Source organism: Blastocatellia bacterium (assembly GCA_035573895.1).
In the GTDB taxonomy this organism is placed as follows: domain Bacteria; phylum Acidobacteriota; class Blastocatellia; order HR10; family HR10; genus DATLZR01.
This window is the reverse complement of record DATLZR010000162.1, coordinates 1-23,361: the sequence shown is the minus strand read 5'-3', so window position 1 is coordinate 23,361 and position 23,361 is coordinate 1. Positions and strand designations below refer to the sequence as shown.

Annotated in this window: 18 protein-coding genes and 1 pseudogene; 12 read left to right on the top strand and 7 right to left on the bottom strand. The window is 57.6% G+C overall.

Features of this window, described 5'->3' with window-relative positions; translation table 11 throughout:
* Positions 1 to 391: 391 nt before the first annotated feature.
* Together VNM72_14025 and VNM72_14020 are read right to left on the bottom strand one after the other, a co-directional pair.
* A complete protein-coding gene (locus VNM72_14025) occupies positions 392 to 3,535 on the bottom strand; it encodes a hypothetical protein (protein ID HXF06515.1) in 3,144 nt (1,047 codons plus the stop codon).
* A 327-nt stretch (positions 3,536 to 3,862) separates the two neighbouring features.
* Positions 3,863 to 4,033: a hypothetical protein gene (locus VNM72_14020; protein HXF06514.1), complete on the bottom strand. Its 171-nt coding sequence runs from the start codon at positions 4,031 to 4,033 to the stop codon at positions 3,863 to 3,865.
* A 491-nt stretch (positions 4,034 to 4,524) separates the two neighbouring features.
* Between VNM72_14020 and VNM72_14015 the strand changes: the two genes are divergently transcribed.
* From VNM72_14015 to VNM72_13985, 7 genes are all read left to right on the top strand, one after another.
* Positions 4,525 to 4,827: a hypothetical protein gene (locus VNM72_14015; protein HXF06513.1), complete on the top strand. Its 303-nt coding sequence runs from the start codon at positions 4,525 to 4,527 to the stop codon at positions 4,825 to 4,827.
* A gap of 132 nt (positions 4,828 to 4,959) precedes the next feature.
* Entirely contained in the window at positions 4,960 to 5,118 is a 159-nt protein-coding gene (locus VNM72_14010; GenBank protein ID HXF06512.1) for a hypothetical protein, read from the top strand.
* A gap of 336 nt (positions 5,119 to 5,454) precedes the next feature.
* Positions 5,455 to 6,564, top strand: coding sequence for a glycosyltransferase (locus VNM72_14005; protein HXF06511.1), 1,110 nt, complete (start codon positions 5,455 to 5,457; stop codon positions 6,562 to 6,564).
* 384 nt (positions 6,565 to 6,948) lie between these two features.
* Positions 6,949 to 7,305 (top strand): succinate dehydrogenase, cytochrome b556 subunit, encoded by a 357-nt coding sequence (gene sdhC / locus VNM72_14000; protein ID HXF06510.1) that lies wholly within the window; start codon positions 6,949 to 6,951, stop codon positions 7,303 to 7,305.
* Positions 7,306 to 7,320: 15 nt separating this feature from the next.
* Positions 7,321 to 7,695: a succinate dehydrogenase, hydrophobic membrane anchor protein gene (sdhD, locus tag VNM72_13995; GenBank protein ID HXF06509.1), complete on the top strand. Its 375-nt coding sequence runs from the start codon at positions 7,321 to 7,323 to the stop codon at positions 7,693 to 7,695.
* Positions 7,696 to 7,921: 226 nt separating this feature from the next.
* Positions 7,922 to 9,655 carry a succinate dehydrogenase flavoprotein subunit gene (gene sdhA / locus VNM72_13990; GenBank protein HXF06508.1) on the top strand — a complete coding sequence of 578 codons (1,734 nt, stop codon included), beginning with the start codon at positions 7,922 to 7,924 and terminating at the stop codon, positions 9,653 to 9,655.
* A 32-nt stretch (positions 9,656 to 9,687) separates the two neighbouring features.
* Entirely contained in the window at positions 9,688 to 10,386 is a 699-nt protein-coding gene (locus VNM72_13985) for a succinate dehydrogenase iron-sulfur subunit (GenBank protein HXF06507.1), read from the top strand.
* Here the strand turns inward: VNM72_13985 and VNM72_13980 are convergent.
* Positions 10,378 to 11,523: an AI-2E family transporter gene (locus tag VNM72_13980; protein ID HXF06506.1), complete on the bottom strand. Its 1,146-nt coding sequence runs from the start codon at positions 11,521 to 11,523 to the stop codon at positions 10,378 to 10,380. The two genes, VNM72_13985 and VNM72_13980, sit on opposite strands and share 9 nt — an antisense overlap.
* Before the next feature lie 355 nt (positions 11,524 to 11,878).
* Here VNM72_13980 and VNM72_13975 point away from each other — a divergent pair, with 355 nt between their 5' ends.
* The 4 genes from VNM72_13975 (at position 11,879) to VNM72_13960 (ending at position 16,602) form a co-directional block, all read left to right on the top strand.
* A complete protein-coding gene (locus VNM72_13975) occupies positions 11,879 to 12,853 on the top strand; it encodes a GDP-mannose 4,6-dehydratase (GenBank protein HXF06505.1) in 975 nt (324 codons plus the stop codon).
* A gap of 2,319 nt (positions 12,854 to 15,172) precedes the next feature.
* A complete protein-coding gene (locus VNM72_13970; protein HXF06504.1) occupies positions 15,173 to 15,562 on the top strand; it encodes a hypothetical protein in 390 nt (129 codons plus the stop codon).
* Between the two features lie 15 nt (positions 15,563 to 15,577).
* Positions 15,578 to 15,802 (top strand): hypothetical protein, encoded by a 225-nt coding sequence (locus VNM72_13965; protein HXF06503.1) that lies wholly within the window; start codon positions 15,578 to 15,580, stop codon positions 15,800 to 15,802.
* Positions 15,803 to 15,885: 83 nt separating this feature from the next.
* Positions 15,886 to 16,602, top strand: coding sequence for a hypothetical protein (locus tag VNM72_13960; GenBank protein HXF06502.1), 717 nt, complete (start codon positions 15,886 to 15,888; stop codon positions 16,600 to 16,602).
* A gap of 321 nt (positions 16,603 to 16,923) precedes the next feature.
* Here VNM72_13960 and VNM72_13955 read toward each other — a convergent pair.
* Together VNM72_13955 and VNM72_13950 are read right to left on the bottom strand one after the other, a co-directional pair.
* Positions 16,924 to 17,141: pseudogene (locus VNM72_13955) on the bottom strand (type II toxin-antitoxin system HicA family toxin).
* Positions 17,138 to 17,341, bottom strand: a complete 204-nt coding sequence (locus VNM72_13950) for a type II toxin-antitoxin system HicB family antitoxin (protein ID HXF06501.1) — start codon at positions 17,339 to 17,341, stop codon at positions 17,138 to 17,140. The pseudogene VNM72_13955 and the gene VNM72_13950 overlap by 4 nt, the downstream one beginning before the upstream one ends.
* A gap of 157 nt (positions 17,342 to 17,498) precedes the next feature.
* Between VNM72_13950 and VNM72_13945 the strand changes: the two genes are divergently transcribed.
* Positions 17,499 to 17,666 carry a phage integrase N-terminal SAM-like domain-containing protein gene (locus VNM72_13945; protein HXF06500.1) on the top strand — a complete coding sequence of 56 codons (168 nt, stop codon included), beginning with the start codon at positions 17,499 to 17,501 and terminating at the stop codon, positions 17,664 to 17,666.
* Between the two features lie 746 nt (positions 17,667 to 18,412).
* Here VNM72_13945 and VNM72_13940 read toward each other — a convergent pair.
* Positions 18,413 to 21,730, bottom strand: coding sequence for a glycosyl hydrolase (locus VNM72_13940; GenBank protein ID HXF06499.1), 3,318 nt, complete (start codon positions 21,728 to 21,730; stop codon positions 18,413 to 18,415).
* Positions 21,731 to 21,977: 247 nt separating this feature from the next.
* Positions 21,978 to 23,361: prolyl oligopeptidase family serine peptidase (locus VNM72_13935; GenBank protein HXF06498.1), on the bottom strand; the 1,384-nt coding region annotated here is incomplete at its 5' end.

Below are 23,361 nucleotides of genomic sequence, written 5' to 3'. Positions count from 1 at the left end.
GCAGGAACGGCACCGATGGGCCGCCGATCCGGAGCGGGTCAAAAGTCTGGCCGGGTGAGCTTGGATACAGGAGGCTGTCACCAGCCTTTTCTGAGAAGATATGGCCTTTCATTAGGCAATTGGTATAACCTCTGCTCTCGCCAGCACTTGCCCTCACCGCAAGTGATGGGAGGCGTAGAGGACATTCTGCCGAATCTCCTAAAAGGCCATCATGCCTTCCGTCGTCCCTGATGGGCAAATGGGTTTTGGGAGAGAGGCGACAAGATCCTCATACCAATTGCGGGTTGTGGACGGGCGGATTTCGGGTTTATAAGTTCTGACATCGTGACCAGTTATCCGCAATTCATGAGGGTTTTTCAAAAGGCAATTGGTATCAGGATCCTCCCAAAGACTAGCGGAAGCTGAAGCTTAATTGAAGCTGTCCTCCACCCGGTGTTGAACTGGTCACCTGGATTAAATAGGTTATACCCGCTTTTACTCCGAAAATGAGGCGTGCGGTTGTCGAACGAGAGGCAAAACAAGCTACTTCCGTCAGGCTCGTGCAAGCGCCTGTGTAGACGGAAATGACGGCCCGAAACGTGCCATCAGAGGTCCTCAGCGTCACGGTCCCATCTCGGGTCGGCGTGAAACTGTACCAAACCGAATTATTGTCCCGCCTGTTCGTGCAACTATGCACGGGATCTTCGGGGCCAGAGGTGGCGCCTGTCGTGTCGAGATCTTCGGTGAAGCTCGTTCCCTCAATCGGCCTGGCAAAGTCGCACCTATCGTTGACGGGAACCGTTGGAGTGACCTCGATGTTGATATGATCAGCACCAACGTTACCGCTCTTGTCCCGAACCTCAACGGTAATGGCGTGCTTGCCAACCTTCAGGTTGGCTGCTTCCAAGACACGGCCTTTCCCGAGCGCCCCCTGAAGACTCGAACTCCAGGAGAAGGCTTCATCGTCTAAACGTTCATCTTCTAGGTCTTGCCCGTTGGCTTGAAATCTCACCATCTGACCGGGGTTGAAGAACGCTCCCTCGATCGGATTGACGATCTTAACGGTCGGTCTCTTATTCGGAACCCGGAACGTATTATCCGATGTATCTTCGGCGGTATTGACGCCATCGCTCACAAGGATACGGAAGAGCGAGTGGTCTCCGCCTGGAAGACCAGTCAAGTCCACTTCATGACTTAAGCCCTCAATCGCGGCAGCAACGGTGATCCAGGTGGTCCCCGCATCGGCACTGTAGAGCAACGATCCTGTCAGCGGGTCGCCGTCTTTGTCGCTCATAGTCCAAGCTACAGTAGCGGACTCTTGCAGCACCTCGCCACCATTGGGAGAGAGGATCTTCACCTCGGGCGGATTGGCACTGACCGAGCGCGAGACCAGTTCTACACCCTTATACGAGACGGCTATTCGGGCGACCCGCTCATCAAAGGGCAAGATCTCAAAGATAGTCGCCATTGGATCGGGCGGCGGTTCAACCACCTGATCGAAACTCAACTGGCTTGGCAGATGCGATTCGATCACATCAGGGATTGGACTAAAGGGGAACTCCATGAGCAGATTGCCGCTCCGGTCCATGAAGAGAATCGAGTAATCGCCTGGCAGAGGCAGCGGAGGCTGCGGGCGCTCCCGCAACACATAAATCCTTCCCAGCGTCGCGCTGGGCCTGTCAAGATTGACCCGGCCTTCGATCATGATCAGGTTACGACGCTGAGGCTGACTTGTCGTCGTCGCAAGCGATGAGTAATCATCGAGGAGCTTATTACGAATGCCCCTGTAGGTGAAATCTGAAATCCACTGGTTGTTGCAGTAAGTCATGACATCACGCCAGGTTGGGGGATAGATTCGTCTGAACTGCGAATCGAAGCCATAGAAAGCGTTGTCGGCTGAGCTGATTCTGCCTTCAGGATAGGGATAGGGACCGCCACCAGTGGCCCCGCAGAAATTGGCGTGCTCACGACCGAGAGTATGCCCCAACTCATGGCCGCCGTACCAATCGCCGTAAGAACCATCCGTATCCCAAGCATACATGGTCGCGCCCGTAGGACCTGACGCAACAATTCCGGGGATACCTGCGGCGCAGCCCCGCATGAACCCTCCGTCGTCGCGGACCATTCCGTAGTAACGGGTCCTCGAATCCTCTCCCCCAAACAGCACGTCAAGGCCACGAGTAACCCACAGCCATCCATTGAGCGTGGTGCAACTGGGTATGAAGGAGAAGCGCACACGAGCATATCCCATGTAGAGGTCAGGAATAGGATAAGCACGCACAAGCCATGAGGCCAAATTGTCGAGATCAACATAGTTGGGCTCAACGGTTCTGCCCTCGTGGGAATACTGCACACCATAAACCTTTAATCGCAACGGCGGCACGGGACTGAACAAGACCGTGACCGAAAGCCGGTTGTTCGTCTCGTCCGATTCCTCCACCGCGTTCCCAGGATCAATCCAGGCATGAAGTGTGAGCCAACCGTCTGTTGTCCACGAATTCGGCAAGCCGAAAAGAAAGCTGTCGTTGATCTGTCCTCTATCGGGCGCCCTCTTAACTGTAATCTGACTGGATGGATTGAGCGAGGACAACTCGCCGAGTTTTGTGCTCCCACGATAACCGATCAAGGTAGCCGATACACTGGGCACATCGGAAGGTCCCGTGGCCCGCACGTGGAACCGCACGTAAGTAGATTTGCCGGCAACGAGCGGAACACTGTTGTTGAGGTCCTGAATTGCTTGCGTGACCTCAATGGCCATGCCGAACAAATCAGGGCGCTGGAGTTGAACGAAGACACTCGCCTCACCCATGTTATCTGAAAAGTCGGTCGCTCGCACAGTTATCTTGTTCGACCCTTCAAAAAGCTTGCCAACAAGATTGGGCCCAATGGTGAACTGAGGTGCTGTTCCCCGAACGAGAGTGTCAAGGATAGGAAACTCTCGAGAACTGCCACCCGGACCCGCAATGATCACTCTCACATCTTTCAGGTCTATGTCCTCCCGGATCGCTCCTTGAAGTGTCACCAATGCCGACGTCACGCGCGAGTCGTTGACTGGTGAACTAATGGATACGACGGGAGGCTGTTGGTCACGCGCGGTTCCTTCGAACTCGAGATCATCAATGTAGCCAAATTGACCGTTGAAATCCACTTCGCACGATTTTATGTCACTGCCGGATCTTCTGATCTCAAGCGGTATAGTTACCGCGCTCGGTCCCCCGATGGTAACATTGGTGCTTTGAAGCAGTCGGTTGGCTGTATCAAAGGCTTTCAGGGTGACGGTCGCGTCCGAGGTCGAGGAGTCTAAACCCACATACACTTTCACCCGGCTCTGCGGCAGACCAAAAAAGCTCTGTAATGGCGGGGATCCTTGAGTGATGGATTCGAGGGATTCAGAATTGAGCCATACGTTCCCCAAGGCTTGTTTCCCCGAACGTGTCCCTCGACTGGGTTCGAGGATGGTCCCGGCGGCAAATGTTACTCCTCGCGACCGATACTGGCTCGTGACAAATGTCCCGACGGGTAGATCCTCGAAATCAATGACTGTTGCCGTCACCACCGATGTTGACCCTCCCTTCAGCGGCTTGGAGATTGGAGGGGGCGGAACAGCCGGCATCAAGATAACACCAGCAAGCAATACGGCCAGGAGGCCGTTGAAGGCCGCTGAAAAATGAAAAAATCTGAAGACAATCGAGGACCGCCGTTTCCGGCCTGAAGTTGCAGAATTGTCCTTGTCCGGCGAAAGCCAACGATGCAACTGGCCCGGATGGAGGTCAGTTCGTAGTAAGAGACGCCAGCGTTTCATGATCAGATTCCTCCTCATCAGCCGAAGCTTGCCGCACCCCCAAGAGGAAAAACTCGTCATACTGCTTTGCTCCTATTTCCGTCAGACCAACGATATCGCCGCCTGAGTGATATCATAGGCATTGGTGAAGGTAGCATCGGGGAAGTCAGTGGACGTGTTGGCAAACATCTCTGTCGGGGTCAACAGCGTAGCACTCACCATGAGAGTAAACGCGACCGGCGCCACGATGACCGGTCGCCACGGCTTTCTCATCGTCGTTTTGATCACGTGCATTGTCTCTTGCCTTCTATCTGAAATTTCTGACCTGCTTCGGGTCTATAGCGCCGGTCGAAGCCGACCGGCCGCCAAGTTTTCCCATCGGTGGCATTGGTCTTGCTGACCAACGGCTTCGCCACCACCTTGCCTCCATTGAGTAATGTGCAATTTCGGCGCCAACGGGGCCACGCCCTCGAATTTTTTTCGACCTGCGCGGTTGATTTTTAGGCGACGAACTGGAGAGCGATTGCACTGGCTTTGACTCACCCGCACCAAGATCGTCTACAAGTCCCTTACCAAGCTGGAGAGCGATTGCGCTGGCTTTGAACCCCTGTTGGTGGCTCCCGGTTCTGCGCCGCGCGGTTCGTGCCGCCAGAGCCGATGAGCCCCCCTTCAATGACCTCCCGATCGTGACCACGCCGGCTCCTGGCCTGCCCCTCTTTACCGGGGACGTGGTACAATGAGGGCGAACCTAACCGGAGGAGCTAATGGCCGGGAAAAAGGCGGGGCGGACCAATCACCTGGAAGAAGCGATGGCATTGCTTGTCGAGAGTCAAGCGGCACTCATGCAGCAACAGACGGCCTTGATGCAACAACAGACGGCGTTCCTGGAGCGGCTGTCGGAGACGGATCGAGAACTCGCGCAGCTCCGACGTCAAACGGATGAACGATTCAGACGGATCGAGGAGGAGTTGGCGGCTATTAAGGCGATTCTGCTTCGCCACGAGCAGATTCTGCAGGGCCTGCCGGAAGCCATTCGCGAGAAGATCGGGTTCGAGCCTTCGGGATGATGAACACGGCCCCCCGTCGGTAGGTTCACCAACGAGGAGGCGATCTTTTTCCCGCGGTTAATGAAGGGATGAGAACGATGAGGCCATCGCCAGGGGAAGTGACCCAATGGCTCATCGTGTGGAGCCAGCCCGATGGGGGGCCAACGGCAACAGGTCTTTCTGGAGAAAGCACCAACGGTGTCGTCACAATCAACAGCGGAACTGACCGCTGTAGGTGAGGCGTTTGTGAGTCTGGCAGCCATTGATCCGGGGCAAAGTCAGATTGTCGAATGCGATTCCTCGATGGATTGACGATTGAGGAAACGGCTGTTACTTCTTGGTCTGGCCGAGAAGGGGCGTGTTGTCTGGGCGATCGAGGGATCATTTTTCAGGGATCGCCCATGTGCTATCGCGCGCCACGAAGAAAATGCGTTTGCCAGCGGATGAAAAGGGCCAACCGATGTGTGATCCGTTGGAACCTTTCATCCGTTGGGAGATGATTTTCAAGGGAATCACCCATGTGCTTGCGCCCGCACGATGAAGATCTGGAAGCGCACGCTTCCAGCGTGCTCGTTTGGCAGGCACGCTGCCTGCGCTCCCAGGGATTTTCGGCGGAGATAGGAAGGGGTCGGTGTCGGGGGATGGAAGATGAGGATTCTTCAAGTGTCATCGGCCATGACGTTCGGCGGCGGGGAAGCTCATCTTGCCGATCTGGTCCGGGCTCTGGACGAACGGGGCCACGAGGTGCATCTGGCCGTGCGGCCGCAGAGTCCTCTGGAGGAAAAGGCGGCATCGTCGCGCGTCGCCATTCATCACGTTCCGTTGAGGAACTCCCTCGATGTGCTTTCGGCAACTCGTCTGGCTCGTCTCATTCGAGAGCACCGGATCGAAATCCTTCATGCGCATCTGGGGCGCGATTATCTTCCGAGCATTCTGGCGGCCTCGCTGGCGGGTTGTGTCAGAGTGGTTCTCACCCGGCATCACTATCTGCCGCTCAGGAGGAATTTTTTCTATCGCCGCGCCTGGGGGCGCGTCGCCCGTGTGATCGCCGTTTCGGAATCGGTGCGGTGGGGACTCATCACAGGAGCAGGTCTCGATCCCGGACAGGTTGTGACGATTCCCAACTGGGTGCGCCTGGAAGACTTCGCGGTGCTACCGGACCGGGCAGCGGCTCGTGCGCGACTGGGTCTTCGGCGCGGTTTGGTCATCGCCACGATTGGTCAGTTATCTCCCGCTAAAGGACAGGAGGATGTGATTCGGGCTGCCGAGATCGTGGCCGGCCATTCGGAGGACGGTGAATTTCTCCTGGTGGGCGATGATCCTCATCCGGACAATCGCTATGAGAAGAAATTGCGTGAGCTGGTCCGGCGTCTTGGACTCGAAGACCGCGTGCGGTTTCTCGGCTATCAGCCCGACCTTCGAGATGTATGGGCGGTGACGGATCTGGTGGTCGTGCCCTCGCACGCGGAAGCTTTTTCGCTTGTGCTCCTTCAAGCGATGGCTGCCGGGATTGCGACTATCGCCTATCGGACCGGTGGTCCGGCGGAGATTCTGAGCCGGGGCGAAGCCGGACGCCTCGTTGCTGTCGGCGACATTCCTGGCCTGGCTGCGGCAATCCTTGAACTCATGGCCGATGCCGAACGGCGAGCCCGTTATGGACAAACCGGTCGGGAAATCGTTCGGCTGCATTTTGAACGAGAATCGGTCATCGCCCGCATCGAGGCTCTTTACGGTGAAGTGCTCGCTCAGGGCCGCTGACTTATGTCGCACGACGGGAGCGAAAACCGTGAGATCCTCCCACTCACCCGATGTCCATGAAAAAGCAGGCTTCCATATCACATTCAGGGTGAGGGTGACATGATCTTCCTCCAGCGGTGTGTGCCACCTTATCTCGAGAGAGTGTGCAGGGATGCTCTTTCCCGGGATTGCGTTCGGACGGTCCTTCGGCTGTTTGTTGTCGCCTGATTGCCTTCCGGGATGTGAGGGCGCCTGACCCTCCGTTCATCTCGGGATCTTCCCGAATCCGGCTCGATTGCATTTCTCCACTCGCACCGGCAGAAAAAGTCGGCATCGGGAGCCGCTTGACTTCACAGGAGTGAAGCCGGACAATTAGCCTCTTGATCATTCTGAGGAGAGCGCAGTATGTACAAAGGGCATGAGGGGATGTGGTCGTGGATCTTCCATCGGATCTCCGGGCTAGCGGTTCTTCTCTTCCTTTTTGCTCACATCGTAGATACGGCCTTGATCGGATGGGGACCTGACGTCTACAACGCGGCCATGGCCCTTTATCGCCACCCGGTCTTTCGCGTGGGTGAAGTTCTGCTGGTAGGGGCTGTGGTTTATCACGCGCTCAATGGCATTCGCATTATTGTGGTTGATTTCTGGCCTCTGGGCACACGCTTTCAGCGACAGATGTTCTGGGTCGAAATTGTCATCTTTTTGATTCTCTGGATACCCGCGTCGCTGTTGATGCTGAGCCCGGTCGTCCTGGGGCGCTAGCGAGGAGGTGCACTCATGAATTATCTCGGTCGAGAGCGTCCGGCGGGAGGATTTGAGCTGTACGCCTGGTTTTTCATGCGAGTGTCCGGGATTGTCCTCATCGGACTGGCCCTCGGACATCTTGTCATCATGCACATCCTCAACAGTGTTGACAACATTGATTATCAGTTCGTTGCGACCCGCTACGCGACTCCGTTCTGGCGAACCTACGATCTGGTCATGCTCTGGCTGGCCCTGCTTCATGGATTGAACGGACTCCGAACGGTCATTGACGATTACGTTCAAGCGAAGAACTGGCGGCTGATTTCCCTCTCCTGCCTCTATGTGGTGGGCTTCATCTTTCTCGTCCTGGGATCGCTGGTTATTCTGACGTTTCAACCCCAGGGCTAGCGCCTGAAGGTGGGAGAGAGCACGAGAGAGAAAAAGAACCGTTCGCGATCTCCGTTGGCCGTGAGCGAGGAGAAGCCTCCTTCCGCCTGAGAGGTTGAGAGGACAAGCGGGCACGGATCGGCAGTGATTCGGGCCAGCGAATACCATTGCGCTCCGTGGGAGCGTCGGGAAATAAAAAGCTGGCCGAGGGCCAGCACTCGGTCGTAGAGGGGGAGGACAAAGAACTATGGCTGTAACTCACCGATATGATGCCGTCATTGTTGGAGCCGGAGGAGCCGGCCTGCGAGCGGCGCTGGAGGTCTCACAAGCGGGACGCTCCGTCGCCGTCATCAGCAAGCTCTATCCGATTCGTTCCCACACGGGGACGGCTCAAGGGGGCATCGGCGCAGCATTGGGCAACCTCGAAGAGGATCACCCCGAGTGGCACATGTTCGATACGGTCAAAGGGAGCGACTATCTGGCCGATCAGGATGCCGTCGAGATCATGTGCCGGGAAGCCATCACCTGCGTCTACGAACTGGAACATTGGGGATTGCCCTTCGATCGCACGCCCGACGGGCGTATCGCTCAGCGCCGATTCGGAGGCCACACCCGGAATTTCGGCGAAGCGCCCGTGCGTCGTTCCTGTTACGCTGCGGATCGAACGGGCCACATGATCTTGCAGACGCTCTATCAGCAGTGCGTCAAACACAATGTTCAGTTCTTCAACGAGTTCCATCTGCTCGACATCCTGCTGGAAGACAACGTGTGTCGAGGAGCGGTGGCGCTGTCGCTGGCCGATGGAGAGATTCATGTCTTTCACAGCACGGCGGTGCTGCTGGCCACAGGTGGATTCGGGCGCATGTACAAGATCACCAGTAATGCCCGCGCGCTCACCGGCGATGGTGTGGCCATCGCTTTTCGTCGGGGCATTCCCCTGGAGGACATGGAGTTTTTCCAGTTTCACCCGACGGGAATTTACAAGCTGGGCATTCTCATCACCGAAGGAGCGCGAGGCGAAGGGGGCATCCTGCGCAATCGGATGGGCGAACGATTCATGGAGCGATATGCGCCGACGCTGCTCGACCTGGCTCCCCGCGACATCATCTCCCGTTGCATGTATCAGGAAATTCGGGAAGGTCGAGGAATTGATGGGAAAGATTACCTGCTGCTCGATCTCACCCACCTGGGAGCGAAGGTCATCGAGGAGAAGCTCCCCGACATTTCGGATTTCGTCAGGACCTATCTGGGGATTGATCCGGTGCGGGAACCGATTCCGGTGCAGCCGACGGCTCACTACGCTATGGGCGGTATTCCCACCGATGTGCGGGGGCGCGTCATCCGCGATGAGAACAACACGCCGGTTTTAGGTCTCTATGCGGCGGGGGAATGCGCATGCGTATCGGTGCATGGGGCCAATCGGCTGGGGACGAATTCGTTGGTGGATATTCTCGTTTTTGGCAAGCTCGCGGGCCGGGACATGATCGAGTACCTCCGACAGGCGGAGAGGCCGCCCTTGCCGCCGTCACCGGAAGAACGCGCGCGAGAGGAGATCTCGCGGCTGCTCACCGCCAACGGATCGGAATCGGTCGCCCGAATTCGCGCCACGCTTCAGGCGGAAATGATGGAGAAGGTCTCGGTCTTCCGCACCCGCGAGACCCTCGAAGCCATGCTCGTCCAGCTCAAAGAACTGCGCGATCGCTATCAGCGGATTCGGCTCCAGGATCGGGGCAAGGTCTTCAACACCGATCTGCAAGAGGCTCTTGAGCTGGGCTATCTCCTCGATCTGGCCGAAGTGACCACCGTGAGCGCCCTGGCCCGGCAAGAAAGTCGGGGAGCCCACTGGCGGGAAGATTTCCCTCGCCGGGACGACGCCAACTGGTTGAAACACACGCTCGCCTTTCGCACGGATCGGGAATTCGAACTGAGATACAAGCCGGTCGTGATCACCCGATTCCAACCGGTGGAACGTAAGTACTGATCGGCTGCTCAGGAGGCGAAGGAGAGGGATTTATGAAAGTGCATGTCCGAGTCAAACGATTTCAGCCGGAGAAGGATGCAGCGCCCTACTGGGCCGAGTATGAGGTTGAGGTCGAGCCGGTGGATCGCGTCCTGGATGCACTGGAATACATCAAGTGGTATCAGGATGGGACGCTGACGTTCCGTCGGTCGTGCGCGCACGGCATCTGCGGATCGGATGCGATGATCATCAACGGGCGGAATCGGCTGGCCTGCAAGGTGCTGGTGAAGGATCTCGGCCAGCACATCACGGTTGAACCGCTCCGGGGATTCCGCGTCATCAAAGACCTGGTCGTTGATATGGAGGCGTTCTTCGCCAAATATCGAGCGATCAAACCCTACCTCATCAACGACGAGCCCGCGCCGGAGAAAGAGCGTCTCCAATCACCGGAGGAGCGCGCGCGGTTCGACGATACGACCAAGTGTATTCTCTGCGCCGCCTGTACGACGTCCTGCCCGTCGTTTTGGGCCAACAGCGAGTACATCGGCCCAGCGGCCATCGTCAATGCTCATCGCTTCATCTTCGACAGTCGGGATCGGGGCGGGCTCCAGCGGCTGGATATCCTGACGGAGAAAACGGGCGTCTGGCGCTGCCGCACCATCTTCAACTGCGTCGAAGCCTGTCCGCGAGGCATTGACGTCACCCGCGCGATCGCCGAGGTCAAACGGGCGCTTCTGCTTCGCTCACTGTGACGGCGGCGGGTTTTCGCCCTGTCCTCCAGCTACGGCCGGACCCGGCGGCGAAGCGACTTCCTCGTGGGGAGAGACCCCCTCGGCCGAGGGGGTTATCTTTCTCCGAAAGATCTCGACCAGCGCCAGGGCGACGCTCAACACCACCGGTCCCATGATCAACCCGATGACGCCAAAAACCTGCACGCCGCCGAGAATGCTGAAGAAAATGAGCAGCGTGTGTAACCGGATGCGACTCTTGATCACCAGAGGCCGGATGAGATTATCCGCCATGCTGATGACGGCCACTCCCCAAACGAGCAAAAAGAGACCCTTTCCCACATGCCCCTGAGCCAGCAACACGATCACCGCCGGAACCCAGATTATTGAGGCCCCAACCACCGGCAGGAACGAAAAGAAAAACATTACCACACCCCAGATCACCGGCGAGGGGAGTCCCAGGAATCCGAAAGCGATCCCTCCGAGAAAACCTTGAGCCAGTGCAACAGCCACCCCGCCATAGATCGTCGCATTGATCGTCTCCCTCATGCGATGGAGGACCTGATCGGTCTCCGACGGAGGAAGCGGAATAAGCTCTTTGATCTTCGAGAGCAAGGCGTCGGCATCCCGGAAGAGAAAGTACAACGTGAAAAGGACGAGGGCTCCCTTGAAGACAAACGTCGAGAACTGCTGAATGATCTGCGTGGATTTATTCACAAGCAGCGTCGAAAGCCGCTGCAGGTTGGTGAGAATGAGCGAGGGCAGATTGACCTCCGACAGATCCACGTAGCGATTGAGCCAACCAATCGAGCGGCTGAGGAACGTACTCTGTCCCGGCTCGAGCGAAAAGCGCCAGACTCCGCTGAGAACCCTTTTCTCGATGAGCTGATACGCATCCGCGAGTTCACCGACGAGCGCCATTACCATGAGGACCGTCGGAGCGATGACGATCCCGCTGACCACAAGACACGACACCAGGGCTCCGATGCCGGGACGGCGAATGAATCTGAGCATCCGACGGTGCAACGGATAAAACACAATGGCCAGAACAATCGCCCAGGCCAGAACCGAAAGAAAAGGACTCACCATCAGGAAGCACAGGTAAAGGACGCCGAGAATGACGGCGACCAGGAAAGCCGTTGCCACGGTCTCCCGTTTCATAACACGGAGGATGAGAATGACACGTCCTCCGGCAGCCTGTCAAACAACGGGGCTGAGGATACTTCCTCGAAAATGCGGCGCGAAACTCTCCCGGTCCGGCTCTTTTCATCGGTTCGCGGGGAGTTGCCGCATCATCAACATCACCTCCCTGAGCGCTCACTTCCTTGAGGCCACTTCCCTGCTCTCTTGTACTGAGCGCCGAGATGCCGCTTTTCAATAATGATGTCGCTCACCGGCGACGGCAGGGCTTTGCCGCTCAGCAGAACCGGCGCGAACCTTAACGGTTCACCCTCTTCCTGTCGTGGAATGTCGAAGGAAGATACCGTATACTTCCCCGCCTACAGGAGAAGTGACGATGAAAAGAGCGTTGATCACCGGCATTACCGGCCAGGATGGGTCCTACCTGGCGGAGTTTCTTCTGGAAAAGGGCTACGAAGTTCACGGTCTGGTGCGGCGCGTCGCCATCGAAGACCCGGAGCACCGGCTCTGGCGGATTCGTCATATTCTCGACAAAGTGATTCTTCATGCTGCTTCGCTCGATAGCTATGCCAGCGTCTTCGCCGTTGTGGACGAAGTCCAACCGGATGAGTGTTACCATCTGGCCGCGCAGAGCTTCGTCAGTTATTCGTTCGAGGACGAATTCTCCACCATCAGCACCAACATCAACGGGACGCACTACGTGCTCTCGGCGCTGCGGCATCGGGCTCCGCACTGTCGCTTCTACTTTGCCGCGTCGAGCGAGATGTTCGGTAACGTCGCCGCTCCCCAGAACGAACAATCCCCCTTCTATCCGCGATCGCCCTACGGCGTCTCCAAGCTGGCGGGCTTTCACCTGACGAGGAATTATCGAGAAGCCTATCGCCTCTATGCCATCAGCGGCATCCTCTTCAATCACGAATCACCGCGACGGGGATTTGAGTTTGTCACCCGCAAGGTCACCAATACGGTGGCCAAGATCAAACTGGGGTTAGCTCAGGAGCTGCGACTGGGGAATCTGGAGGCGCGACGCGACTGGGGATACGCCGGAGATTATGTCAAGGCCATGTGGCTCATGCTGCAACAGGACGAACCCGAAGACTACGTCATCGCCACCGGAGAGACTCACTCGGTGAGAGAGCTGGTCGAGGTGGCCTTCAGCCATGTGGGTCTGGACTGGCAGCCCTACGTGAAAATTGACGAACGGCTCTATCGCCCCGCCGAGATCTACGAGTTGCGAGGGGATTACAGTAAAGCGAAGAAGAAACTCGGCTGGGAGCCAACGACGACCTTTGCCGAACTTATCCGTATGATGGTGGATGCGGATCTGGCCGCCCTGAGTGCCGGTCGGTGAGAGGGGGTTCCTCTTAGAGCGGTTTTCAATTGCCCGGTACCTCCGGGAGCGCCCGCATCGTGCGGGCATAGGCACGGTAGAAGTTGCCCTCCCGGGGTAAACTCATACCAATCTGAAAAACCCTCGCGAATTGGAGATAACTGGTCAGGGGATCAGAACTTGTAAAGCCGGAATCCCCCTCGTCCACAACCTGCGATTGGTATAACGCCTTCGGTGCAGGTGTTGTCTCCTTCCCCAAAGGCATTCCTCACAACACCCCGACGCACTGGAAAGCCGCCCAATGGTAAGGATGGGCAAAGAGACGCTCCGATGGATCAACAAATGGCAACGCATGCCGCCAAGGAGCGACACGCCATCCGTTCCTTCAGCACTTCTGCTTCTTTGGCTCGCACTAGCGCCAACGGCTCCCCTGCCGTCAACTCACGAAGCATCGCTCCGCAACCCCCAGGGCTTCCGCTTCTCCTCCTTCCAATCGGCCGATGAAAAGCCGTATTTTCTCGAAAAACGCTGGTGACGGCCTCCTGTATTCAATCCTACCCAGCTAGACTTTTCGCCCGCCCGGATCGGCCACCCGCCCCCCGTGCCGTTGCTCCTCAATGGCTGCTTTCTCCCGCTTCAGATCCCCGTGCACTTTGCCCTCCACGGAGCGGCGTAATGGAACCGCGGTGGACTACACTCTCGTTGTACGCCGCCCAATTTCGCACCCGATACGGGGCCTTGGCGCCACGGTGGGGGTGCCAGAAGCGACACGATGAAGCGCAGAAGCTTGGCAACGCTTGTGAGGTTTTCGAGTCATGCCCCCAGCTTACCATCGCCGCCTATTCGTGCAACAACGCCATCTCAACGCGAGGGCAAGACAATTCTTCTATCCTGCCCAAGAGGAGACGGCGACTTCGGGCAGGGGATGGAGTCTGAGCGCGCCCGCCGCTCGTCATTGCCGGCGCCTTGGGATCTGCCTGATCTAGTGGACTCCTATCCCCGGTCTGGTTGGGACTGAGTCTGATCGGAGACCGGAGCCGATGCCGCTCACAGATCGCAGGTTTCATTTCGGCAAAGAATTTTCTTGACCTTTTTTTTGAGCAGTACTACACTGGCCGGCAGAAGCGAAACGGCGGGAGCTACCGGAGAGTTCTTTGATAAAGTGTTGTCACAGATGGGGCAGATGCGCTGATCTCCGGTCCTTTAGCTGTTCAGAGGCTTGTTCTTGGTCGTAGGGACTGATTCTCCGGGCAATAAGGTTTGTGTTGCTCAACGACTGGTGCTCCGGTTGGATGTGTCTTGGGCGAACCTCCTTGCAGACTTCTCTCCTTGTCGAGAGTCACACCTCCCTGCCGAAAGCGTATCAAAAGAGGCGTCTCAGAAGCTCAAAAAGACAGAATTCGAGAAAATGAGAACCATGTGCCAGAAAAATGATAATTTTTGCCATGTCACAGCACCCCTGAGCAGTAAAGTAGGCCTGTCTGCATGACGCGTCATTTGAGGAGGGGATTATGAGAAGGGTGTGCCTTTTGTTGACCCTTATCACAGTATCCCTCTTGGTTGTCTCGGTAGGGAGCAAAACTCCAGAGAGGGTCCCAACCGCTCAATTGACGGGCAGCAATCAGATGAAGTCGCAGCAGAAAGCTGCTCTGTCATACCACGAGATACGGCAGAAGCAGCTTGCCTTGAGACGCGAGACTTTCAAGTCCGCGCGCGCATTGCTCCTGAAGGAGAAAGTCCCTTTTGATCCCGACACCTTGCTTGTCTGGAACTGGCGGGAGAAGTTGGCTCCCGTTTTTGCTCAGATGCCGCAGATGCAGATGGTTCGATACGAAGCAGAGCCGCTCGCGGGCGTATACATGGCTGATACTCTTTACCTGCCCGAACGGGTTGAACTGGCCGGGGAAACGGTGATCCTGGTGAAGCACCTGATCTTTGAAGGCAGCAATGCCCTAATCAAAGGGAACCACAAGATACACGTCTTCCCCATCGAGACGGCAGGATTGATGGGCACATCTCTGCGAAGGGCGATAAAGAAGCAGCAAGGGCAATTGATGCCTGTCAATTTTGGAGGCCCACATTGGGTAGAGCCATCGGTTCTTCCTTCTGCACTTCCGGTCATCCAAGGAGGGCACATCACCATAGACACGAGTGGGCCTGGAAGGAAAGAGTGGCTGGAGCGGATGAAGAGGTTAAGAACGAACCTACGTCTGATCAGCCGTCACGTTTCCTCGATTGAGGACATAGATCGGAGCGGCCAGCCTGGAGCTGACGGTGCGCCCGGGACTGCAGGAGAACGGGGGGCGGATGGGTGGCCCAACCCTGGTCCGAGAGGGTCAGATGGGGTATGCGGAGGTAATATTCACGGCGGTGACGGTGCGCCAGGCGGAGATGGTCGGCCCGGAGCGGACGGCGGCACCGGTGGGAACGGGTATCCTGGTGGAAATGGACAGGATATTTCGTATGAGATCCCCCCAGGTTCTACGGCGAGCTATACGTTCATTTCTCGCGGTGGCAATGGTGGACGCGGCGGCGATGGTGGAATTGGGGGTCAAGGTGGAAATGGTGGAGCAGGCGGAGAGGGCGGCAATGGAGCTGATTGTCCGTGTAGTCAGGGAGGATCCGGGAACGGCGGTAGAGGCGGCAATGGAGGGTGGGGTGGCCAAGGAGGCAGAGGAGGTGATGGGGGCAATGGAGGCAATGGTGGAAACGGTGGCAATATCATCGTAACCTATCCTGCTGACTATGATCCGGCGAGAATCTCAGCCGACGCCGCCGGGGGAACGGCGGGAGGAGGCGGTCAGGGAGGTTCCGGTGGACAAGGTGGACTGGGGGGACCTGGAGGAAGAGGGGGCAAAGGAGCAACCGGTTTTCATTGCCCTTCGACGCGAGGCAATGACGGCCAGGACGGAAGTAGCGGTAACAATGGTTCTCCCGGTGACAGTGGTAATGCAGGAAATCCCGGTGTGAACGGACAAAGTGGGTCAATTAATATTTCCCGATCGAACGGCTGCCCTGAGTCTTGCAGTATTGGGGGAGTTTGCCCTGAACCTGTGGATTATTGTCTCTATCCGGACGACGGGTGCGCCAGCGGCTTAACCGAGCAGGTTCCGGGTTGCTGCTGCCTCCCCTCGCCCATCCTCGTGGACCTCGAGGGTAACAATTTTGATCTGACCGATGCCCTTGGCGGCGTGCGCTTCGACATTGGAGGGGATGGCCGTCTGGACCAGGTCGCCTGGACTGCGCCAGGTTCTGATGACGCTTGGCTCGTGTTAGACCGCAACGGCAACGGTCAGATTGACAATGGAAGAGAACTCTTTGGGAATGCTACGCCTCTGGCCAATGGGAGCTATGCGGAGCATGGATTTGAAGCCCTTGCCGAATATGATCGGCCGGCGCAGGGCGGCAATGGAGATGGATTCATTGATGCTCAGGATGGAATCTACTCGTCCGTCAGGCTGTGGCAGGATTTCAACCATAACGGGATTTCAGAGGCGAACGAATTATTCACCTTGTCCGGGATGCAGGTGGCGCGGATTTCACTCGACTATCGAGAATCTCGTCATCAAGATCGGCATGGCAACGTCTTTCGCTATCGGGCCAAGGTCTATCGCCAACAGGACTCACCGGCGCACAATCGCTTCGCCTCTGATGTCTTGCTGCGGGTTACATCCTGGGCTGGCTCCCGGTCAGGTGTCTCTGAACAGATCACCGGCCAGGAGGCAAAAACGTCCCACCGGAAGCAAACGACTCGCTCCGACACAGGATGAACGTCGGCATATTCACCGCGTGACCGGACGGTGCGCTTTCAAGAGGATCTAATACCAATTGCCTAAGGAAAGGCTATATCTTCTGGAAAAAGGCTGGTGACAGCCTCCTGTATCCAGACCCACCCGGCCAGACTGTTGACCCGCTCCGGATCGGCGGTCCGTTGGTGCCGTTGCTCCTCAATGGCAGCTTTCTTCCGCTTCAGATGGCCGTACACTCGGCCTTCTCGGAGTGGCGTAACGGCCTGCGCGTCGGCCGCACGCGCCACGCAGCGGAGCGGCGTCAGGTTCCTGTTTAGGCAGGCGTTCTGGCCTGCTCAAAGCAATTTCAAGAAAATCATCTACGCTCAACCGTGCTTGTTTCAAGATATGTGCCAACGTAGACCGTTTGACTGGACGATGAGCGGGGACAGTAATTTTGAGTATTTCGCTTCCTACACGTTTCTGTAACCGAATGTGACTGCCGCGCTGACGTACCACAAGCCATCTCTCTGCAGGGCGCGAATAATTTGCTGGTATGGCAGACTGGGTACCTTGTTCACATTTCAATCTCGTGTACCAGGGCAGTTTCCTCCATCACTAGATCATCTTCCACAGGTTCAAGGTACAGTTCGATCGCTTCCCGGATGTTTCTCAGGGCTTCTTCTACCGTCTCTCCTTCGCTAACACAGCCAGGCAAAGATGGGACGTAAACGGTGTATCCGCCTTCATCGCTGGCTTCAAGTACAACCTTAACACGCATGGTGTTCTCTCCTGATAGGTGTCTCTCAAAAGCTATGGCCGGTGACAATTGTGCTGCTGGGGCATGCCCATCCAACTCTAAAAGGCATGAAGTTTTACACCAATTAGCACAGATAATCCGGTTGACATCACCAAATTCCTAGCTACCGCTTCTCAGGATGACGGATTATATACTGAGCAGGCCCAGGTTACTCGATCAAGTGCGCGAGTTGATCCGCCTCAAGCACTACAGCATCAGGACCAAAGAAGCTTATGTGCGTTGGATCAAAAAGTATATTTTTCCCAATTTGGCCGTCAATCGAAATGTGGCGACTCCCACCCACTAAGCACTCAGTGCACTTCCGTTTCTCTACCGCGAGGTTCTCAACCAACCACGGGACTGAATTGATGATGGTCGAGCGGGCGAAGAAGCCCTCCCGCTTACCAGTCACCTTCACCCACGAGGAGGCATGTGCTGCCCTGGCCCTTGGCTGGCCCGTTCTCTCCGGCGGCACCTTTCGGCTCCGGCGTCAACCTCGATTTCCGCCCTCCATAACCTCCGGACGGCGCTCCCACACTCCCTTCACAATGCGCCCTGCTTTGGAATCTAAACATAATCCCTCCGCGACGGTGCTCCCGCACTCCCTTCACCTCAGCCTGCCCATTACACCTGCCCCTCTCCTGCACCGTGCCAAAGTGGACCTCCACGACCTCGGCCACCTCTTTGACCAATTACCCCTGACACAATGCTCCCCGCCTTCGGTTTTGATCGTCCTTCTCTTGTTTGTACAACTTGTAGAGCGGGGCTTGATCTTCTTGCCACGTGGTCGGCAATCGTCGTCCTCTCGCTGGCTTCCTCCTTGACCCCCATTCCTTGGCTCCTCTATCAGATGGGCTTTAAAAAGAGCAACTGGATCCAAAATGCTCCAGGTGGAAAGAGGGCGGAAATTGCGAGAACTCTTTGCTGGAGCTTTTGTCCCGTCCTCCTATCGCAGGAAAGACCAGCGGGAGCCCGCCCGGAGGCTCCCGCATTGTAGATGGGAAGAACGGGAATCCGTTCGGCGATCCCCTTCCCTTGCCGGGTCACACCCGATCAGCGATCCTCCCACAGCGGGAGGCGACCGGGCGTCCAGGGCGCACCGGCTTCTTCGGCGGCCCGCTCCAGTCGCTGGAGATCGGTCTCGACTAAAGTCCGAAGTTTCGCCAGCACGGGTGTGAATTCTTCGACGAGGATGCGATACTGTTCTAGTTGCGTTTGCGTCGGGCGCGCGGCTGCCATGCGGTGGCGATTGACGATGCTGGTGACCCGCGCCGTGATCGAGGGAGGAGCTGTCTCGCCGGCCAGACGGTCTCCCCGCAAGGCCGTGAGAACCTCGTCAGTGCGCTTGAGTGCTGCGGTAACCTCGTCCACGAGCCGCCGCGTATCGGCAGGTGCCTCCAGAAGAGCCCGCTTGAGCTGTTCCAGGCGTGTGCGCAAGCTCGCTGCCGTTTCACTCGCTCCGGTCACGGCGCGCTGGAGTCGCACGAGTTTTTGTTGAAACTCCGCCAGTGCTGCACGATCCGCCGCCGTCATGTTCTCGGCTCCCTCGACGGTCACGGTGAACGTCTGAGGTTTGGACAGAGGCGTCAGCACGCCTTCGACGCGCTTGGCCAGTGAAACAGTGTATCGCCCCGGCATGACCAGAGGACCGGAGGGAGTCGGCGCAAAGGCCGCCTCTTCTCCTGCCGGAGGTGCGGCGAGCGTCGGCGGAGGATACCGCAAATCCCAGCTCACGCGGTGAAATCCACTGGTCGTCGGTCCCGTCAATCGCCGCACAACTCGTCCTTCGCTATCGGTGATCGTCAGGATGATGGCCGGAGGTTCTTCCTCCTCCTCTTGCTTGAGTTCCTCGCGGCTGGGATAGCGAATGGACTCGCCCCGGCGAATCGCTTCGCGTTCGGCTTCCTGACGTCGCTGCCGCCGGGTCTTTAGCGTGTCCCTCAGATAATAGGTGAAGACCGCACCATAGGGCGGGTTCTCGGCAGTGAAGAACGAATCGCCTTGAAATGCCTTCCCGCGACCTCCGAGCGGCTGCGATTGCACGTACATGAGCGCGTCCTTAACGGGAAAGAGCACGGCTTCCTCGGCCAGCATCTCCGGCTTCAGATGACGCAGCGGCGTGTAATCATCGAGGATGTAGATGCCCCGACCAAAAGTGGCCACGACGAGATCATTCTCGCGCTTCTGAATGGCCAGGTCGCGCACGGCGATCGTGGGCATTCCTCCTTTGAGCTGGACCCATTTCTGGCCACCATCAATGGTGAAAAAGAGGCCGAACTCGGTGCCGACAAACAGGAGATTCGGGTTCACGTGGTCCTCGGCGATGGCCAGGACCGGACCGTTCGCCGGCAAATTGCCGGTGATCGAGGTCCAGGTGCGACCGGCATCGGTGCTCTTGAGCAGGTAGGGGGAGAAATCGCCGTTCCAGTGGTTGTCGAAAGCAGCGTAGACCGTATTGGTGTCGTGCTGCGAGGCGAGCAATCGGCTGACGTAGGTCATCTCGGGCACGCCGGGAAACTTCTCGATCCGACGCCACGTCTGACCGCCATTTTCAGTGACCTGAATCAAGCCGTCGTCCGTGCCGACGTAGATCAATCCGTCCTTTTTCGGCGACTCGGCGAGAGCCGAGGCATTGCCGTACGGTGCGGTTCCCATGTGCTTGGCCACCGCCTCCGGTCCCCAGATGCGCCCCATCACGGGCAGTTGATCCCGATCCAGTTGCCGGGTGAGATCACCGCTGATGGCTTTCCAGTCGTCGCCTTGATTGTCGCTGCGAAAGAGAATATTGGCGGCATAGTAGAGCCGCGTGTGCGAATGGGCGCTGATGAGAAACGGCGTGTCCCAGTTGGTTCGCAGCGCCGGTTGACCTTTACCGACCAGCGGGCGGATGCTCACTCGCTCACCCGTGCGCCGATCAAACCGCACGAGTCCGCCATTTTGACTCTCGGCGTAGACGATATTGGGATCAACCGGATCAATATGCGAGCGAAAGCCATCGCCTCCATTGGTGACGAACCAGTCGGCATTGGTGATGCCCGACAGGCTGCGGGTGCGCGATGGACCGCCGAGGCTGAAATTATCCTGCGTGCCCCCGTAAACGTAGTAAAAGGGCGACGAGTTATCAACGGCTACGGCATAAAACTGCGTGATCGGCAGATTAGCTTTGAAATGCCAGGTCTCGCCGCGATCAAAACTCTCATAAATACCGCCATCGCAGCCGACGAGATAGTACTCCGGATCATTGGGATCAATCCACATGGCGTGATTATCCACGTGCTTGAACCGGCTGTTGAGCGGCCGCAGCGTTCGTCCCCCGTCATCGGAGACCTGAATTTGAACGCCCATGACGTAGATGCGATCAACGTCCTTGGGGTCGGCGATGATCTGCCCGTAGTAGAACGCCTGGTTGTCGTAGGAATTCATCCGCTGCCAGGTCGCGCCCCGATCCGTTGAGCGGAAGATCCCGCCCTGTCGGTTGGCGGCTTCAATCGTGGCGTAGATCACATCGGGATTGACCGGCGAGATCGCCAGCCCGATGCGCCCCAGATCAACGGTGGGGAGACCGGCGCGCAGTTTCGTCCAGGTGGCCCCGCCGTCGGTGGATTTGTAAAGGGCGCTTTCGGGTCCGCCATTGATCATCGTCCAGACGTGACGGCGGCGTTGATAGGCGGCGGCATAGATCACGTCGGGGTCCCTCGGATCCAGCACGACATCGGTCACGCCGGTGTTCTCGCTGATCGAGAGGATGTTCTTCCACGTCTTCCCCCCATCGGTCGTTTTGAACAGACCGCGATCGCCGCCCGGCGACCACAGCGGTCCCTGAGCTGCCACATAGACCACTTGAGAATCGCGGGGATCAATCACGATCCGACCGATGTGTTCGGATTTCTTCAAGCCCATGTTGCGCCAACTGCGCCCGCCGTCGTCCGAGCGATAGACGCCATCACCATAGGAGACGCTCCGCTGGCTGTTATTCTCCCCGGTGCCGACCCAGACCGTCGCTGGATTTTTGGGATCGAGAGCGATGGCACCGATCGAGTAAGAGCCTTCGTTATCGAACACGGGCGTGAACGTCGTTCCGGCATTGACGGTTTTCCATACGCCTCCGGAGGCCGCTGCCACGTAATACCGCTTGCGGTTGGTGGGATCAACTGCCAGCGCGGCCACCCGTCCGGAGGTGAGAGCCGGACCGATGGAGCGGAGCCTCAACCCGGCAAAGGTCGCCGGTGTCATTGGATCCCGCGACGGTTCGGCCTGCGTCGCGCGCTCACTCAAGCGCCCCTGCTGCCCGGCCCAAACGGACGCCCAGCCCGACAAACACAGGGCGACAACGAGAACGATGAAAATGATCCGCTGAATGTGTTCCCTCATAGACGACCTCCTCGGAAAATGGCCAGAGATGTCACCGATTCACGCCCGATGGTTCCCCCTGCGAGAATCGGTGTACTCGGCGGCCTCTTTTTTCGTCCTTTCCGGGCGGAACTCCCGCCCCACGAAAACCTCCTCCGATAAATCACCACGGATGGACGGGAATCGTCTCACTCTTCCGTATCCATCCGCGTTCATCTGTAGTAGGATTTTCATGGCTTCGGGGGTGCGGTCTTCGCTCTGCACCTCCTCACAGATTCTCCACGATGAAGCGCAGCATCGTCTCCCGCATGTGCTTGACCAGAGCAGGATCGGTCACTCCGTGACGCGACTTCGGATAGAGCATCAGCTCCACCTGCTTGCCTGCCTTTTGCAGCTCATAGAGGAACTGGATAGTGTTTTGCAGGTGAACGTTGTCATCCATTGTCCCATGAATGAGGAGCAACTTGCCGTGAAGATTTTTGGCGGCATTCCGGGGGGAGCTTTTCTCATAGCCCTCGGGATTGTTCTGTGGGGTCCGCATGTACCGCTCGGTGTAGATCGTATCGTAGTCGCGCCAGTCGGTAACCGAACCTCCGGCAATTCCGATCTTGAAGCTCGTCGAATGGGTCATGGCATAGAGCGTCATGAAGCCGCCGAAGCTCCAGCCGGTGAGCCCGATCCGTGAGCCGTCAACATAAGGTTGCTGCTTCAACCAGGCCAGACATTCTTCCAAATCCCTCAACTCCAACTCGCCGAAGTTTTTGTAGACCGGCCAGGTGGACTGCGCCCCTTTGCCGCTGGCCGTACGATTGTCGCACACCCAGATGATGTAGCCTTTCTGCGCCAGCATCTGATGCCACATATAGGTTGTCCCACCCCAACTGTTGCGCACCTGCGGCGCATGCGGTCCGCTGTAGGTGTAGCTCCAGACGGGATATTTCTTCTTCGGATCGAAGTCAGGAGGGCGAATCATCATCGCCTCCAAGACGAAGCCGTCCCGCGTTTTCACCTGCACGAATTCCGGTTTGCTCAGCTTATATTGTCCGAGGGCCTCCACTTTATTTTCATCAATGACGCGCACGAGCGTGCCCTGGACGGTGAAGAGGCGAACCTGCGGCGGCGTTTGAACATCACTCCAGGTATCAACGAAGTGGGTGAACGTCGGATTGAACGACACCTGGTGCGTTCCGGGAGCTTCGGTGAGGCGTTCCAGACCGGTCCCATCCAGGCGAATGCGATAGGCATCGCTGCCAATGTGACTGCGCTCGGTCCCGGAGAAATAGACCCAGCCGTTGGTCTCATCCACACCGTGCAAGGTGCGGACTTCCCACGCTCCTGATGTCACGGCCCGGATGAGCGTCCCGTCGCGCCGATAGTGATAGAGGTGCTGCCAGCCGCTACGCTCGCTCTGCCAGAGAAAGGACCCATCGCGAAGCCAGAAGGGGAGATCAATGACTTCCACCCAGGCGGGGCTCGTTTCCCGAAAGAGCCTCTGGCTGGCGCCGGTCGCTGGATCGGCCAGGTTGAGATCGAGCCAGGTTTGCTCTCGATCCTGAATCTCGTAGACGACTTTCTGGCTGTCGGGCGTCCAGCCCACGCGCACGATGAGCGGCTCGACCGTTTGATAGGCAAACAGATCAACCCAAATCGTC

Bases quoted from the DNA above. Each gene is read 5' to 3' on its own strand.
- VNM72_14020 (HXF06514.1), bottom strand. From the start codon at position 4,033: ATGAGAAAGCCGTGGCGACCGGTCATCGTGGCGCCGGTCGCGTTTACT.
- VNM72_13965 (HXF06503.1), top strand. From the start codon at position 15,578: ATGATCCGGCGAGAATCTCAGCCGACGCCGCCGGGGGAACGGCGGGAG.
- VNM72_13975 (HXF06505.1), top strand. From the start codon at position 11,879: ATGAAAAGAGCGTTGATCACCGGCATTACCGGCCAGGATGGGTCCTAC.
- sdhC (HXF06510.1), top strand. From the start codon at position 6,949: ATGTACAAAGGGCATGAGGGGATGTGGTCGTGGATCTTCCATCGGATC.
- sdhA (HXF06508.1), top strand. From the start codon at position 7,922: ATGGCTGTAACTCACCGATATGATGCCGTCATTGTTGGAGCCGGAGGA.
- VNM72_13945 (HXF06500.1), top strand. From the start codon at position 17,499: ATGACGGATTATATACTGAGCAGGCCCAGGTTACTCGATCAAGTGCGC.
- VNM72_14010 (HXF06512.1), top strand. From the start codon at position 4,960: ATGGGGGGCCAACGGCAACAGGTCTTTCTGGAGAAAGCACCAACGGTG.
- sdhD (HXF06509.1), top strand. From the start codon at position 7,321: ATGAATTATCTCGGTCGAGAGCGTCCGGCGGGAGGATTTGAGCTGTAC.
- VNM72_13970 (HXF06504.1), top strand. From the start codon at position 15,173: ATGGGGTATGCGGAGGTAATATTCACGGCGGTGACGGTGCGCCAGGCG.
- VNM72_13950 (HXF06501.1), bottom strand. From the start codon at position 17,341: ATGCGTGTTAAGGTTGTACTTGAAGCCAGCGATGAAGGCGGATACACC.
- VNM72_13940 (HXF06499.1), bottom strand. From the start codon at position 21,730: ATGAGGGAACACATTCAGCGGATCATTTTCATCGTTCTCGTTGTCGCC.
- VNM72_13980 (HXF06506.1), bottom strand. From the start codon at position 11,523: ATGAAACGGGAGACCGTGGCAACGGCTTTCCTGGTCGCCGTCATTCTC.
- VNM72_14005 (HXF06511.1), top strand. From the start codon at position 5,455: ATGAGGATTCTTCAAGTGTCATCGGCCATGACGTTCGGCGGCGGGGAA.
- VNM72_14015 (HXF06513.1), top strand. From the start codon at position 4,525: ATGGCCGGGAAAAAGGCGGGGCGGACCAATCACCTGGAAGAAGCGATG.
- VNM72_13985 (HXF06507.1), top strand. From the start codon at position 9,688: ATGAAAGTGCATGTCCGAGTCAAACGATTTCAGCCGGAGAAGGATGCA.